This is a genomic window from Streptosporangium pseudovulgare (assembly GCF_014648055.1).
Lineage (GTDB): Bacteria > Actinomycetota > Actinomycetes > Streptosporangiales > Streptosporangiaceae > Streptosporangium > Streptosporangium pseudovulgare.
Genome location: NZ_BMQJ01000011.1, coordinates 220,380 through 234,992, shown reverse-complemented (window position 1 = coordinate 234,992; position 14,613 = coordinate 220,380). Strand labels below are relative to the sequence as shown.

15 protein-coding genes are annotated in these 14,613 nt (G+C 74.6%); 10 read left to right on the top strand and 5 right to left on the bottom strand.

Going from position 1 to position 14,613, the window contains the following annotated elements; all coding sequences use genetic code 11:
• Window positions 1-47 precede the first annotated feature (47 nt).
• Entirely contained in the window at window positions 48-686 is a 639-nt protein-coding gene (locus tag IEZ10_RS22400; RefSeq protein WP_189248452.1) for a hypothetical protein, read from the top strand.
• Between the two features lie 52 nt (window positions 687-738).
• Here IEZ10_RS22400 and IEZ10_RS22395 read toward each other — a convergent pair whose 3' ends face one another.
• Entirely contained in the window at window positions 739-1,062 is a 324-nt protein-coding gene (locus IEZ10_RS22395) for a DUF1330 domain-containing protein (protein WP_189248451.1), read from the bottom strand.
• A gap of 228 nt (window positions 1,063-1,290) precedes the next feature.
• Complete coding sequence (gene arfB, locus IEZ10_RS22390; RefSeq protein WP_189248450.1) at window positions 1,291-1,713, bottom strand: alternative ribosome rescue aminoacyl-tRNA hydrolase ArfB; 423 nt, start codon at window positions 1,711-1,713, stop codon at window positions 1,291-1,293.
• Between the two features lie 293 nt (window positions 1,714-2,006).
• Here arfB and IEZ10_RS22385 point away from each other — a divergent pair, with 293 nt between their 5' ends.
• The 4 genes from IEZ10_RS22385 (at window position 2,007) to IEZ10_RS22370 (ending at window position 5,799) form a co-directional block, all read left to right on the top strand.
• Window positions 2,007-2,855, top strand: coding sequence for a hypothetical protein (locus IEZ10_RS22385; RefSeq protein ID WP_189248449.1), 849 nt, complete (start codon window positions 2,007-2,009; stop codon window positions 2,853-2,855).
• A gap of 131 nt (window positions 2,856-2,986) precedes the next feature.
• Window positions 2,987-3,535 (top strand): hypothetical protein, encoded by a 549-nt coding sequence (locus IEZ10_RS22380; RefSeq protein WP_189248448.1) that lies wholly within the window; start codon window positions 2,987-2,989, stop codon window positions 3,533-3,535.
• Between the two features lie 262 nt (window positions 3,536-3,797).
• Window positions 3,798-5,027 carry a cytochrome P450 gene (locus IEZ10_RS22375; protein WP_189248447.1) on the top strand — a complete coding sequence of 410 codons (1,230 nt, stop codon included), beginning with the start codon at window positions 3,798-3,800 and terminating at the stop codon, window positions 5,025-5,027.
• A gap of 199 nt (window positions 5,028-5,226) precedes the next feature.
• Window positions 5,227-5,799: a putative glycolipid-binding domain-containing protein gene (locus IEZ10_RS22370; RefSeq protein WP_189248446.1), complete on the top strand. Its 573-nt coding sequence runs from the start codon at window positions 5,227-5,229 to the stop codon at window positions 5,797-5,799.
• Here IEZ10_RS22370 and IEZ10_RS22365 read toward each other — a convergent pair.
• Window positions 5,759-7,192 (bottom strand): MFS transporter, encoded by a 1,434-nt coding sequence (locus IEZ10_RS22365; protein WP_189248445.1) that lies wholly within the window; start codon window positions 7,190-7,192, stop codon window positions 5,759-5,761. The two genes, IEZ10_RS22370 and IEZ10_RS22365, sit on opposite strands and share 41 nt — an antisense overlap.
• A gap of 300 nt (window positions 7,193-7,492) precedes the next feature.
• On the opposite strand from IEZ10_RS22365, the gene IEZ10_RS22360 reads away from it, so the two are divergent.
• The 5 genes from IEZ10_RS22360 (at window position 7,493) to IEZ10_RS22340 (ending at window position 13,118) form a co-directional block, all read left to right on the top strand.
• A complete protein-coding gene (locus IEZ10_RS22360) occupies window positions 7,493-8,446 on the top strand; it encodes an STM4015 family protein (RefSeq protein WP_189248444.1) in 954 nt (317 codons plus the stop codon).
• 100 nt (window positions 8,447-8,546) lie between these two features.
• Complete coding sequence (locus tag IEZ10_RS22355; RefSeq protein WP_189248443.1) at window positions 8,547-9,878, top strand: STM4014 family protein; 1,332 nt, start codon at window positions 8,547-8,549, stop codon at window positions 9,876-9,878.
• Between the two features lie 50 nt (window positions 9,879-9,928).
• The gene (locus IEZ10_RS22350; RefSeq protein WP_189248442.1) at window positions 9,929-10,732 is read left to right on the top strand and encodes an STM4013/SEN3800 family hydrolase; all 804 of its coding nucleotides are present in this window, start codon (window positions 9,929-9,931) and stop codon (window positions 10,730-10,732) included.
• Window positions 10,726-12,138 (top strand): STM4012 family radical SAM protein, encoded by a 1,413-nt coding sequence (locus IEZ10_RS22345; protein ID WP_189248441.1) that lies wholly within the window; start codon window positions 10,726-10,728, stop codon window positions 12,136-12,138. Before IEZ10_RS22350 ends, IEZ10_RS22345 begins: the two co-directional genes overlap by 7 nt.
• A 137-nt stretch (window positions 12,139-12,275) precedes the next feature.
• Window positions 12,276-13,118, top strand: coding sequence for an STM4011 family radical SAM protein (locus IEZ10_RS22340; RefSeq protein ID WP_189248531.1), 843 nt, complete (start codon window positions 12,276-12,278; stop codon window positions 13,116-13,118).
• A gap of 119 nt (window positions 13,119-13,237) precedes the next feature.
• Here the strand turns inward: IEZ10_RS22340 and IEZ10_RS22335 are convergent, their stop codons facing one another.
• Complete coding sequence (locus IEZ10_RS22335; RefSeq protein ID WP_229811515.1) at window positions 13,238-14,269, bottom strand: DUF6745 domain-containing protein; 1,032 nt, start codon at window positions 14,267-14,269, stop codon at window positions 13,238-13,240.
• Window positions 14,270-14,282: 13 nt separating this feature from the next.
• Window positions 14,283-14,609 (bottom strand): DUF8820 family protein, encoded by a 327-nt coding sequence (locus tag IEZ10_RS22330; RefSeq protein ID WP_189248440.1) that lies wholly within the window; start codon window positions 14,607-14,609, stop codon window positions 14,283-14,285.
• Between the last annotated feature and the right edge of the window lie 4 nt (window positions 14,610-14,613).

Below are 14,613 nucleotides of genomic sequence, written 5' to 3'. Positions count from 1 at the left end.
CCGTACCTGACGGGTGCTGTCAGGTTCCGGTGGCACGCTGGGGCGGTATGACGGACGTTTATCTGGAGATCGGCCCGAAGAAGGTCTTCGCCTGCGCGATCGGGTGGCCCGGTTGGTGCCGCATCGGCCGGTCGGAGGAGTCGGCGCTGGAGGCGCTGGCGGACTACGCGCCGCGCTACCGGCCGGTCGCCGAGCGCGCCGGGCTGGTGTTCGAGCCGGGTGACCCGGTGGTCGTGGAGCGGGTCCGGGGCGGCACGACGACCGACTTCGGGGCGATCGAGGCGATTCCGGAGCTGGACGGCAAGCCGGTGGAGGCGGACGAGGCGGCGCGGGCCGCCGCGCTGGTCCGGGCGGCGTGGGAGCTGTTCGACGAGGCGGCCGCGGCCTCCCCGGAGGAACTGCGCAAGGGCCCGCGGGGCGGCGGCCGGGACCGCGACAAGATGGTGGCCCACGTGATCGAGGCCGAGCGCTCCTACGCGCGGAAGATCGGGGTACGGCACCGGCCGTTCCGCGACGCGGCGGGCCTGGCGGCGCTGCGGGCGGACATCGCCGCGGTGCTGGCCGAGCCGTCCGGGGACGGGCCCGTGGTGCCGGGCGGCTGGCCGGCCCGCTACGCCGCCCGCCGGATCGCCTGGCACGTCCTGGACCACCTGTGGGAGATGGAGGACCGCCGGCCCGCTCCGTGAGCGGGCCGTGCGCCGGCGGCCGGGCCGGACGGGACGGACCGTGCCTTCCGGGTCAGCCCTTGAGGACGTCGGTGGCGAGGTGGTCGTCGGGCACCCCGTCGATGAGGATGGTGTCGCCGTCGGCGTTGCGGGTGCGCAGGGGCAGGATCGCCCGGTAGGCGGGGGAGTCGTACCAGGCGCGGGCCTCGGCCATGCCGGGGAAGGAGATGACGATCAGGGCGCCGGGCCAGGTGCCCTCCAGGACCTCGGCGGGGGCGCCGTGGATGACGAAGCGGCCGGAGTGGGGGTCCAGGGTGTCCTGGATCCTCTCGAGGTACTCGGTGATCTCGGGGCCGATCTCGGTCCGGTGCAGGTGTGCGACGGCGTAGGCGGTCACGGTGTCCTCCCGTGGTGACGGCGGCGGGGCCGGCGGGTGCTCGCGTCCCGCTCTCCCTTGTACGGGTCACCACGGTAGGGGGTGGGCGGATGCCCGGAATCCGTCATGTATAGGCAGTTCTCCGGTGCGTTCCGCGCGGGAATCGGTCGTCCGGCCGCGCCTCGCGCGGGCACGCTCGCGTGGTCGCGTCGCGGCCGGGAGCCCGTCGCGGCCGGGGCCCGTCCCGGCTCAGGGGCCGTCGCGGCGCAGGCGCTTGAGCTCCGAGCGCCGCTTCTTGTCGGCGATGCGGCGTTCGACGGCGCCCCGGCTGGGCTTGGTGGGGCGGCGCTTCCTGGCGGGCGGGGCGATCGCCTCGCGCAGGAGCTGGGCCAGGCGCATCCCGGCGGCCTCCCGGTTGCGCAGCTGGGAGCGGAACTCCGAGGCGGTGACGGTGATGACGCCGTTCACCAGGCGGGGGCCGAGGCGTGAAAGGGCCCGGTCCTTGAGGGCCGGGGGGAAGGCGTCGGTGGCGGCGAGGTCGAAGCCGAGCTCGACCCGGCTGTCGGTGGTGTTGACCCCCTGGCCGCCCGGGCCCGAGGAGCGGGAGAAGCGCCAGCGGAGCTCGGTCTCGGGCACGATGACCGAGCCGCTGATCTGAAGCGGACCGGGCATGGCGACTGGCTCCTCGTCACTGGTGCGGATGGCGGTGGGGGTCTTCCGGGAGAAGGGTTCCAGGATAACCAGCGGTCAAACCCGTCGATCAAGCGATTTATGCCCTGTACTGCCCCGGCCGGCGGGAGACGCTCTTGTGGCGCGTCCCGGCTTCCGCCACAGTGACATGCGGCCCGGCCGGTCGCCGGGCGCCGACGGTGCGGAGCTCCCCGGGCGGGACGCGGACGGCCGCCGGCGCCGACGCCCGGGCGACCGGGGGCGAGCGCGGATCGGCCGAGCGAGGGACGGGGCACGTGGAGAAGATCGTCGGTGTGCACGGGATAGGCAAGTACCACTACTACCGCGACGCCGGGAGCTCCGTCGCGGGCGCCGCCACCGTGATGCGCGGCAAGTGGGACCGCTACCTGCACGCCGGGCTGACCGGCGGCCGGCCGTACGGCGGGGAGCGCTACCTCGCCGAGATCGCCTACTACGCCCACCTGCTGGGCGGGCACGGGAACGAGGCGCCGCGGGCCGTGGAGCGCATGGACGCCGGGACGCAGGAGGTCTTCGTCGCCTGGGCCAGGCAGCTCGACGCGGTGGGGGAGGGGCTGACCGGGGCGCTGAACCGGATGACCCGCTGGCTGCTGGAGCGCATGCGGGCCGACGCGGCCGGTTTCGCCGGGTTCTTCTGCCCGGAGGTCGCCGCCTACCTCGCCGCGGACGGCGGGGTGCGGGCGAAGGTGCGGTCGGCGGTGGCCGAGGTGATCAGGCGCAACCGGCCGAAGGCGGTGATCGCGCACTCGCTCGGCAGCGTGGTGGCCTACGAGACGCTGTGGTCCGACCCGGGCCTGGAGGTGGAGCTGCTGATCACCCTCGGCAGCCCGCTCGGCATGCGCGGCGTGATCTTCGAGCGGTTGCTGCCCGCGCCGGTCAACGGCTGGGGCGCCCGGCCGCCGGGGGTCCGTCGCTGGGTCAACATCGCCGACAAGGACGACATCGCGGCGATCCCCCCGAGCCTGCGCGCCTGCTTCACCGGGGTGGACCAGGAGGCCCTGGTGAACCTGGACCGGTTCGACGTCCACACCGTGGAGAAGTATCTCGGCTGCGGCGCGCTCAACGCCCACCTCGCGCCGTACCTCGGCGTCCCGGCGCCCGCCTGACACCGCGGGCCCGTACGGTCCTTCCGCGCGGGCTGCCTCCTCGCGGCCGTACGGCCCCGGGCGGACGGCCGCGTCGAATTCGTTCCGGACAGCCCGGGGAATCCCGATGGTTTTGATGGATGATGCGGCTTATGAGCTACCTCCCCAAGAGGCTCGCCGCCGCGGCTCTCGCCGCGGCGGCGGGCGGCACCCTTCTTGTCCCCGCCTCGCCGGCCGCCGCGGCGGCGGCACCCCCCGCGGCGGCCCGGGCCGCCACCGCCGCGGCCGCCCGGACCGCCGCCGCTCCCCCGAGGAACTTCCGCTACGACGTGTACTTCCCCAAGTACACCCACCGGGGCGGCTATCTCACCTACACCGTCAAGGTCCGCAACAAGAGCGCCAAGGGACAGCACTACCTGGCGCTCACCGGCGACTTCTCCCGCGCCTTCCGGGCGGTGAAGGTGATCGCCAAGCCGCGCAGCGTCAAGTGCTCCACCAAGGGACGCACCGTACGGTGCCTGGTCACCTCGCTCGACAAGGGGGACTCGACGACCGTCAAGATCCGGGGCTGGGTGGTCCGCCGCCGCGGCACCGCCGTGGCGAGGTTCGGCGCGGCCGTCACCTCCGACCGGCACGTCTCGCTCGGCGCGCTCGCCAAGACGATCCGCAGCCGCGTCACCGCGAAGTCGAAGGTCCGGTGAGGGCGTAGCCGAGGAGCGCGTCCCCGGCGGCGACGGCCAGGGTCGCCGCCGGGCGGACGCCCGCCCCGGTGCCGGGGCGGGCCGCCGCGCCCGCCGGGGGCGCGGAGACGAATGGCCCGCGGGGATCCGGGCATCCGGCTCACAAGAAGATGAAGTCCCCGTGGTCGACGCGGATACGGGTTGCGCTATATCACAGTTCGGTAAGGTAAAGACCTGGTCAGGGGCGATCGGCTTGGGTAAAGGCCGTGTCAGGATTGAGGTCATGCGCATCGACCTGGCTGATCTTGACTTCTGGCGCCGCCCGCCCAAGGAACGTCACGAGGCGTTCGCCCGGTTGCGCGCCCTGGACCGGCCGGTGTTCTTCGCGGAGAAGCGGGTGCCGCTGCTCCGCTCCGGCAAGGGCTTCTACGCGCTGGTCCGGCACGCCGACGTGGTGGAGGCCAGCCGCAACGCCAGGGTGTTCTCCAGCGAGCCGGGCGTGACCAGCCCCGAACCGCCCGGCTGGGTCAAGCACGTGTTCGGCGAGTCCATGGTCAACATGGACGACCCCCGGCACGCCCGGCTGCGCCGCATCGTCTCACGCGCGTTCAGCCCCAAGATGCTCGCCGGGCTGCAGGGCGGCATCGAGGCCGCCTGCGCCCGGATCGTCGACGACGTGCTGGCCGAGGGGCCGCGCGACTTCGTCACCCAGGTCGCCGCCCGGCTGCCCATCCACGTCATCTGCGACATGATGGGCATCCCCGACGACGTGCGGGCCGCGGTGCACCGGCAGGTGGACATCTCCACCGCCTACAGCGGGATACGGCCCAGCCTGCCGCACACCGTGCGGATGGCCACGCAGAACACCGTCGCGCTCCTCGCCCTGCAGCGCCTGGTGATCCGCCTCGGCCGGGAACGTGCCAGGGAGCCGCGCGGCGACCTGATCTCGGCGCTGGTCACCGCCAACGTGGACGGGGAGAGGCTCACCGACCGCGAGCTGGGGTCGTTCTTCGCGCTGCTGCTCGTCGCGGGCAACGAGACGGCCCGCAACACCATGGCGCACGGCATGAAGCTGCTCACCGACCACCCCGACCAGCGCAGCGCGCTGCTTGAGGACTTCGAGGGGCGCATCGGCGGGGCGGTCGAGGAGATGGTCCGCCACGTCTCGCCCATCATGCAGTTCCGCCGCACCGTCACCCAGGACCACGACCTGCGCGGCCTGCGCCTGAGGCGCGGGGACAAGGTCGTGCTCTTCTACGGCTCGGCCAACCGCGACGAGGCGGTCTTCCCCGACCCCGACCGGTTCGACATCACCCGCGACACCAAGCCGCACGTCGGGTTCGGCGGGCCGGGCCCGCACTTCTGCCTGGGGGCCAACCTCGCCCGCCTGGAGATCCGGACGATGTTCCGCGAGCTGTTCACCCGGCTGCCGATGATCCGCACGGTCGGCGAGCCGGAGCTGCTGGTGTCCAACTTCGACAACAGCGTCCGCCGGCAGGCGTTCACCTTCTGACACCTTCTGGCGCCTTCTGGTGCCTTCTGTCCCGGCGGCCCGGTGTCCCGGCGGGCCCGGACCGGCTCGGGGGCGGGCCGCGGGACACGGGGCGGTCACCCCGCGGACCCGCGGTTCCGGGGGAGGCCACGGGGGTAGGTCGGTGCCGTCGGCCGGTTTTCCCCGGGGGCGGGACGCCGGACGGAGGGGGGAGCGAACGATGCGGGCACTCGTGTGGCTGAAGGACGAGGGCGCCGAGTACGCGGAGGTGGACCTCGCATCCGAACTGGTGGCGGTCGGGGTGGCGATCGGCGCGGATCCGCTGCCCTACCGGCTGGAGTACACCCTGCGGACCTTCCCCGGTTACATGACCGAGATGCTGTCGGTACGGGTCCACGGCGCGGGCTGGCACCGGGCGCTCGACCTGCGCCGCTCCGAGCACGGCGCCTGGTCGTGCGAGACCAAGGAGGTGGGGCACCTGGCCGGGCCGTCGCCGGGCGGGAACGTCCAGGCCCTCAACGGCGCGCTCGACTGCGACCTGGGGCTGTCGCCGCTGACCAACACGATGCCGGTGCTGCGCCACGGCCTCAACGAGTGCGAGGGGCGGATGGACCTCGTCATGGCCCTGGTGGAGGTGCCCCACCTGCGGGTGCTGCGCCACGCCCAGCGCTACACCCACCTGGAACCCGGTCTGGTGCGCTACGAGAGCGAGGGCTTCACCGCGGACCTGTCCTTCGACGTCGACGGGATCGTCACCGACTATCCGGGCCTGGCCCGGCTGGTGCGCCGCTGAGCGGCGCCGTGTCCTCCCCGGCGAGAACGTTGCGGCGGATGGTCCAGAAGGCGGCCACCGCGGCGGCGGCCATCATCACCGCGCCGACCAGCATCGTCACGCGGAACCCGGCGGTGAAGGCCGTGGGGTCCCGCAGGGCGTCGCCGGTCAGGCCCACCAGGGGCGGGATCGCGGCGACCGCCAGCAGTCCGCCGGTCCTGGCCAGGGCGTTGTTGACGCCGCTGGCCACACCCGCGTAGCGGTCGGCGGCGCTGGCCAGCACGGTGGCGGTGAGCGGAGCCACCGCCGCCGACAGGCCCAGGCCGAACAGCGACACCGGCAGCAGCACGCCCGTCACGTAGGAGGAGCCGGGGCCGATCCACGACATCGGCACCAGCGCGGCGGCGCACAGCAGGATGCCGCCCGCCATCGGGACGCGCGGGCCGATCCGCCTGGCCAGCTCGCCCGCCGCCGGCGACAGCAGCAGCATCAGCACGGTGATCGGGATCATCGCCGATCCGGCGGCCATCGGCGAGAAGCCGGCCGAGACCTGGAGTTGGACGACGAGCAGGAAGAACACCACGCCCATCGCGGCGTACATGACCAGCGTGACGGCGTTGACCGCGACGAAGACCGGCGAGGCGAACACCCCGATCGGCACGAGGGCGTCCGGTGAGCGCCTGACCTCCAGCCAGGCGAACGCCGCGCCCAGCGCCGCGCCCGCCACGACCCAGGGCGCCGACAGGCCGATCAGGCCGTAGGTGATCCCGGCCAGCGCCAGCGCGGCCAGCGCCGCGCCGAGCACGTCGAACCGCCCGGTGGCCCCGGCGTCCCGGCTCTCGGGCACGTGCCGTACGGTCACCGCCACCACGAGCGCGGCCAGCGGCAGATTGATCAGGAACACCCAGCGCCAGCCGGCCGTCTCCACCAGCCAGCCGCCCAGCAGCGGCCCGACGGCCGCCGCGACCCCGCCCAGCCCCGACCAGGCGCCGATCGCGCGGGGCCGGTCCTCGGGGGCGAAGGACGACTGGATGATCGCCAGCGACCCGGGGGTCAGCAGGGCGCCGCCGACACCCTGCAGCGCGCGGGCCGCGGCCAGCGCCTCCACCCCGGGCGCCAGGCCGCACGCGGCCGAGGCGAGCGCGAACCACACCACGCCGGTCAGGAAGACCCGGCGCCTGCCGTACCGGTCGCCCAGCGAGCCGCCCAGCAGGATCAGGCCGGCCAGGGTGAGGGTGTAGGCGTTGACGGTCCACTGCAGGCCCGCCATGTCGGCGTCCAGGTCGCGGCCGAGTGCGGGGAGCGCCACGTTCACGACCGTTCCGTCCAGCAGCGCGATGCCGGAGCCGAGCACGGTGGCGGTGAGCACCCACCGGCCGGTGGCCGAACGGAGCCGGAGATGACCGTTGTCCATGATTGTCACAATCACCGGGGTTCCGCGGTTGTTCCGGCTCGCCGCCGGCGTTTGCGGTTCGCCGCCCGCGCGGCCGGAAACGGAGGCCCGCCACCGGTCACCGGATGTCGCCGGAGGTCCGTCGCCGATCACCGGATGTCGCCGGAGGATCGCCGCCGGTCACCGGATGCCTTCGGGGAGATCCGCTTCTGGGTGGGGGAGGGCGCCGGGACTCCCCGCCGGCGGGGACCGCGGTTCCCGGGGTGTCGGTGATCTCTGGTAGGACGTCTTCTGCCGCATTCCAGCTGACGGGAGCCCCCGATGGACCACACCGAGTTCACCGACCGCGTCGACGGTCTCTACGACGGCACCTACGCCGGCCTGCCGATCGTGGTCCCGGACTCCGGCGACCGGACGCCCGCCGCCGACCAGGCGGCGTGGCGGATCGGGGAGAGCGTTTACGACTCGAGTGAGGGCTACGAGCAGCGGTTCACCACGTTTCTGGAGAAGACGGACACCGCCGCGGTCAAGGCGCTCATCATCGGCGGCTGGCAGGAGGCCTACGACACGGACAGCTCGCGGGTCGTCGAGCTGCTCGCCCGCAACGCCGGCCGCCTCCCGGCCCTGCGTTCCCTGTTCCTCGGCGCGATGCCGTCGGAGGAGTGCGAGATCTCCTGGATCCAGCAGAGCGACGTCACCCCGCTGCTGGAGGCGTTCCCGCTGCTGGAGCGGCTGGAGGTGCGCGGGGGCACCGGGCTCACGCTGAACCCGGTCCGCCACGGCAACCTCAGGGTGCTCCGGTTCGAGACGGGCGGGCTGCCCGCCCAGGTCGTGCGCGGCGTCGCGGGATCCGACCTGCCCGCCCTGGAACACCTGGAGCTGTGGCTGGGCGTCTCGGAGTACGGCGGAGACGCCACCGTGGCGGACCTGGCGCCGATCCTGTCCGGTGAGCGGCTGCCCGCCCTGCGCCACCTGGGCCTGCAGGACAGTGAGATCCAGGACGAGATCGCCGCGGCGGTGGCGTCGGCGCCGGTGGTGGCCCGGCTCACGTCGCTGGCCCTGTCGATGGGCACGCTGACCGACGCCGGGGCCGAGGCGCTGCTGTCCGGCCAGCCGCTGACCCACCTCGCACGCCTCGACCTGCACCACCACTACCTGAGCGACGAGATGACCGAGCGGGTCCGGGCGGCCTTCGCCGGCGCCGGCGTCGAGGTCGACCTGTCGGAGCAGGAGGATCCCGACGACGACTGGCGTTACGTCGCGGTGGCCGAGTGACCGTCCCCACCGCTCCCTCCCGGCTCCGACCCCGATCCCGGTCGCGGTCTCGGCTCCGGCTCCGACTTCGACTTCGACCCCGATTCCGTAAGGACCCCAGGTGACCGAACGCGGTGATCACACGCCGGTCCGGACGGCCGTCGTCGGGACGCCCGGCGACCGCAGGGTGACCCTGTTCGCCGCCGCCTGCGCCCGGTACGGCCTGCCCGCACCCGCGGTCGTCCCCTGGACCCGCGTGCTGCGGGACGAGGAGATCCGGATCGAGCCGGGGTCGCTCGTGCGGATCGAGTCGCCCGGCCAGGACGCCGAGGCCGACGCGCTGCTGCGCGGCCCCGGACGGCCGACCCGGGCCGGCGGGGGAGCCGCCTGGCACGCGGCCCTGACAGCCGGGCTGGAGCGGATCCGCCGGGCCGTCGCCCGCACCCCGGGCGCGGTGCTGCTCGCCGACGTCGACGAGATCGCGGTGATGTTCGACAAACGACGGTGCCACGCGAGGCTGGCGGCGGCCGGGGTGCCGGTGCCGCCCGCTCTGCCCGGGCCGGTCGGCGGCTACGCCGAACTGCGCGAGCGGATGGACCGGGCCGGCTGGCGGAGGGTGTTCGTCAAGCCGGCCCACGGCTCGTCGGCCTCCGGGGTCGTCGCCCTGCAGGTCGCCGGATCCAGGATCAAGGCCGTCACCTCGGCGGAGCTGATCCGGGGCGGAGCGGCCGGGGCCGGGCCGTACGAGGGTGAGCGGGCCGGGGGCGGGCCGCACGGAGACGGGCGGGCCGGGGGCGAGACGCGCGGGGGCGGGCGGGCCGCGGTGGAGCTGCACAACTCGCTCCGGGTGCGCTCCTACGGGGACGAGGACGAGGTGGCGGCGATCGTCGACCTGCTGGCCGCCGACGGTCTCCACGTGGAGCGGTGGTTCCCCAAGGCGGGCTTCGGCGGCCGGGTGATCGATCTGCGGGTGGTCACCGTCGGCGGCACGCCCACCCACGCGGTCGCCCGCGCCGCCCGCGCCCCCATGACGAACCTGCACCTCGGCGGCGTGCGCGGCGACCTCGGCGCGGTCCGGGCGCGGCTCGGCCCGCGGGGCTGGGAACGGGTCCTGGACGCCTGCGCGCGGGCCGCGGCGTGCTTTCCCGGCAGCCTGTGCGCCGGGGTGGACGTGATGGTGGGCGCCGACTGGCGCGGCGTCGCCGTGGCGGAGGTCAACGCCTTCGGCGACCTGCTGCCCGGGCTGACGGGCCTGCCGGGAGGCGCGGCCGAGGGGCTCGACACCTACGCGGCCCAGGTCCGGGCGGTCCTCGCCCGCCACGTGCCCGCCCATCCGCCCGCCGGCGCGCCTGCGGGCCGGCCGTCCACCGGTTACCCGTCCACCGGTCACCCGCCCGCGGGTCATCCGCCCGCGGGTCACGCGGCCGTCTCCCACGTGGCGGTGACACGGTGAGCGGCGGGACGAGAGGCGGCCGGGGCGGCGCGGCGGGCGCGACCCGGGACATGAACGCGATCGTGGGCAGCCACGACCTGCTGCTGGTGACGCTCGACACGCTCCGCTACGACGTGGCCGACGAGCTGATCAGGGCGGGGAGGCTGCCCACCCTGGCCCGGGCGCTGCCCGGCGGGCGATGGGAACGCCGGCACAGCCCCGGCAGCTTCACCTATGCCGCGCACGCCGCGATCCTGGCCGGTTTCCTGCCCACCCCGGTCGCGCCGGGGCCGCACCCCCGGCTGTTCGCGGCGGCGTTCCCCGGCAGCGAGACGACGGCCGAGGGCACCTGGGTGTTCGACGCGGCGGACCTGCCCGGCGGACTGGCCCGGGCTGGATACCACACGGTCTGCGTGGGAGGGGTGGGCTTCTTCAACAAGCTCACCCCGCTCGGATCCGCGCTTCCGGGACTGTTCGCCGAGAGCCACTGGGATCCGGAGTTCGGGGTGACCTCGCCGACCTCCTTCGAGGCGCAGGTCGAGTGCGCCGAGCGGGCGGTACGGGGCGCCCGGGGACTGGTGTTCCTGTTCGTCAACGTCTCGGCGCTGCACCAGCCGAACTGGTTCCACCTGCCGGGGGCGACCCGTGAGCACGGCGACGACCTGCGCAGCCACGCCGCCGCGCTGGAGTACGTCGATCGGCACATCGGCAGGCTGTTCGCCCTGATGAGCGCCAGAAGGCCCGGCTTCGCGATCGTCTGTTCCGACCACGGCACCGCCTACGGCGACGACGGATACGTCGGGCACCGGATCGGCCACGAGGTCGTCTGGACCGTCCCCTACGGGGAATTCACAATGAAACAGGGAGAATGGTGACGGCTGCGAGCCCCTACCAGGGATACGTCTACGCCTACCCGCACAAGACGGCCTACCGGCCGCTGGACCCGCGCCCGCCGCTGCGGCGGGTGTGGGAGGGCGAGCCGATGGACAGCCTCTCCCTCTACCTGCACATCCCGTTCTGCGAGATGCGCTGCGGGTTCTGCAACCTGTTCACCCGGACCGGCGCGCCGGACGAGCTCGTCGCCGCCTACCTGGACGCCCTGGAGCGCCAGGCCGGCGCCGTACGGGATGCCCTGGACGCCGCCCTGGACGGCGCTTCCGGCAGCGCCCCCGGCGTCTCCGGCGTCTCCGGCGTCCCCGGCACCCCCGGTGCCTCCGGCGGCGCCCCGGGCGGGCCGGTGTTCGCGGTCGCGGCCGTCGGCGGCGGCACCCCCACCTACCTGAGCGCGGCCGAACTCACCCGGCTGTTCGACCTGACCGAGCGGACCATGGGCGTCGACCTGCGGACCGTGCCGCTGTCGGTGGAGACCTCACCGGCGACCGCGACCGCCGACCGCCTGGCGGTCCTGGCCGAGCGGGGCACCACCCGGATCTCGATCGGCGTGCAGAGCTTCGTCGACGCCGAGGCCCGCGCGGCGGTCCGGCCGCAGCGGCGCGCGGAGGTCGAGGCGGCGCTCGGCCGGATCAGGGAGGCCGGGTTCGAGACGCTCAACCTCGACCTCATCTACGGCATCGACGGGCAGGACGCCCGGTCGTGGCGTCACTCGCTGGACGCGGCGCTCGCCTGGAAACCCGAGGAGATCTACCTCTACCCGCTGTACGTCCGGCCGCTCACCGGCCTCGGCCGCCGCGCGCGCGACTGGGACGACCACCGGCTGGGCCTCTACCGGCGGGGACGCGACCACCTGCTCGCCGCGGGGTACGAGCAGGTGTCCATGCGGATGTTCCGGTTGCCGGACCCCGCCCGCACGGCGGCCCCCGCCCACACGACCGGCTACTGCTGCCAGAGCGACGGCATGGTCGGGCTCGGCTGCGGCGCCCGCTCCTACACCTCCGCCCTGCATTACTCCCACGAGTACGCGGTCGGCACCCGCCAGGTGCGCGCCATCATCGACGACTACGTACGGCTGGCGCCCGGCGACTTCACCGCCGCCAACGTGGGGTTCCGCCTGGGGGACGACGAGCGCCGCCGCCGCCATCTCATCCAGTCGCTGCTCCAGGCCGAGGGGCTCGACCCGGCCGCCTACCGGGAGCGTTTCGGCACCGAGGCGACGGCCGACTTCGGCGCCGAGTTCGACCGCCTCGCCGCCCGGGGGTGGCTGGAGACGGACGCCGGGTGGCCGCGGCTCACCGCGGAAGGGCTGGCGCACTCCGACGCGATCGGCCCGGCGCTGTTCTCCGGCGCGGTCCGGGAGCTGATGGCGGGATACGAGGCGCGGTGAACGAGCGAGAACGACCCCGCGAGCTGCCCGTCCTCACGGTGCGCGACCGTGCCGCGCACGACCAGGCCGCGCACGGCACGTGTGACCGCGGCGCCGCGGCGCAGGACGACGCCGCGCCCGGCCGCGACGCCGGCCACCTGACCGTCCTCTACCGGGGGCCCCTGTCCAGCTGCGACTACGACTGCCCCTACTGCCCGTTCGCCAAGCGCCGCGACGACCCCGCCCGGCTGCGCCGCGACCGGGCGGCGCTGGAGCGGTTCACCCGGTGGGCGGCGGAGCGCGACCACCCCGTCTCGGTGCTGTTCACTCCCTGGGGCGAGGGGCTCGTCCGGTCGTGGTACCGGCGGGCGATGGTCGGGCTCAGCCATCTGCCGCACGTCCGGCGGGTCGCCATCCAGACCAACCTCAGCTGCCGCACCGGCTGGCTGGGCGAGGCCGATCTCGGCACCCTCGCCCTGTGGGTCACCTACCACCCCGGGCAGGTCGACTACGAGCGGTTCCTCGGCCGGTGCCGCGACCTGACCGGGATGGGCGTCCGTTTCAGCGTCGGCGTCGTGGGGCTGCCCGAGCACCTGGACCACGCCCGCCGGCTCCGTGACGACCTGCCCGCCGAGGTCTACCTGTGGGTCAACGCCGCCGAGGGTCACTCCTACACCGACGCCGAGGCGGCCGAGTGGACGCGGCTCGACCCGCTCTTCTCCTACAGCCGCACGCCGCACCGCAGCGCCGGGCGGCCGTGCCGTACGGGGGACACCGTGATCTCGGTGGACGGCGAGGGCACCGTACGGCGCTGCCACTTCGTCCCGGAGGTCCTCGGCAACCTCTACGACGGGACGTTCCGGCCGCGCGCCCGGCCGTGCCCGGCCGCCCTGTGCGACTGCCACATCGGCTACGTGCACCTGGAGCCCACCGGCCTCTACGACGTCTTCGCCGGGGGGATCCTGGAGCGTGTCCCCGCCTTCCACGGCCGGGCCCGCTGAGACCGGAGGCCGGATCGGGGCCCCGCCGGCGCACCGGCCCGGACGGGCGCGCGTGACCGGGCGCGCGTGACCGGGCCTCCGCGCCGCGCGCCCGCCCGGCGGGGTCGGCGCCGCCGGGCTCAGGTCTCCCTGACCGGCCGGTAGTCGGTCTCGGTCATGCCGAAGGTCCAGGCCACACCCTCGCGGGCGGTGCGGGTGGACGGCGGGACCCGCAGCCAGTATTTACGGAAGGTCCCGTCGGGTTCGGCGGTGGAGTTGACCACCTCGACCATCGTCACCGGCTCGTCGTCCGGTAGGGTGATCCGCCACAGCACGCCCGCCTCGTCGCGGTGCACGGGGACGGCGCCGGACTCGGCGAGGTAGCGGTCGTAGCCGAAGTGCTCCAGCATGACCCGGCGCAGCTCGGCGTTCTCCTCGGCGTCGATCCGCTGCACGGTCAGCGCCGCCATGGTGGCGGAGAAGCCTGCGGGGACCGGCATGCCGCCCCAGGCGTGCACGGCGAAACCGTCGGGGAACGACAGCGCCGGACCGCCGGCGCGGTGCAGGCGCGACATCCCGTCGCGGTGCAGCTCGGCGGGGCGCTCGCACACGACGGCCACCCGCTCGAACGGCCACCACCAGCCCGCCGACCGCGCGACCCGGGCGAGCCCCTCCGTCTCCGGCCGGTCCAGGGCGTCGAACAGCGCCAGCCACGGCGCGTCGTGCTGGCCCAGCACGGCGTCCAGGGTCGAGGCGCGCAGCGCGGCGGCGGCGGTCTGCGACTCCTCCGCGGCGGCGACGCCCTGGCGGATCCGGGTCACGATCCCGTTCACCGGGTCCCAGAGCCGCCCCCCGGTGAGGGCCCAGGCCAGCGCCCAGCCCGCCGGGCCCAGGGCGGCGTACGCCTCCGCCCTGGCGCGCTGCCACGGGCCGGTCCGCACCGCGTCGCGCACGGACCGGCCGGTGTCGAGCAGGGCGGCGGCCCGGGCGCCGGCGAGGGGGGAGTCGGCCCAGACGATCTCCCCGGGTTCGGCCAGCCCGGCGGCCCGGTAGGCCAGCCGTACGCCGGCCTCCGCCTCGGGGCGGTCGGCGGGCCCGGCGCGGAAGGCGACCTCCTCCCAGCGCTGCGCGGCGGCGGCCAGGACGTCGGCGAGTTCGGTGGTGACGGTCATGCTCGGGGACTCCTCAGTCGGCGACGACGCGGAAGGCGCCGGGGATGTACTCGCGCTGGCGCTGCACGCGGTACCACCCCCTGGGCAGGGGGATCGCGGCATGCTCCTCGTGGACGACGCGCCCGCCGTCGGGCAGGTGCAGGTGGTCGGGGTCCATCGGGTGCAGACCGCGGACGAGCGTGCCCGGGCCCACCACCGCGTGGGCGTGGCCGGTGGCCTCGCCCAGGGCCAGGACCAGGCGGCCCCGGGCGTCGCGCGGCGCGGACGGCGCGGTCCTGGCCGAAGGCGGCACGGCCTCCTCGGCGACGGGAACGATCAGGATGTCACCCTGGCGATACATCGGC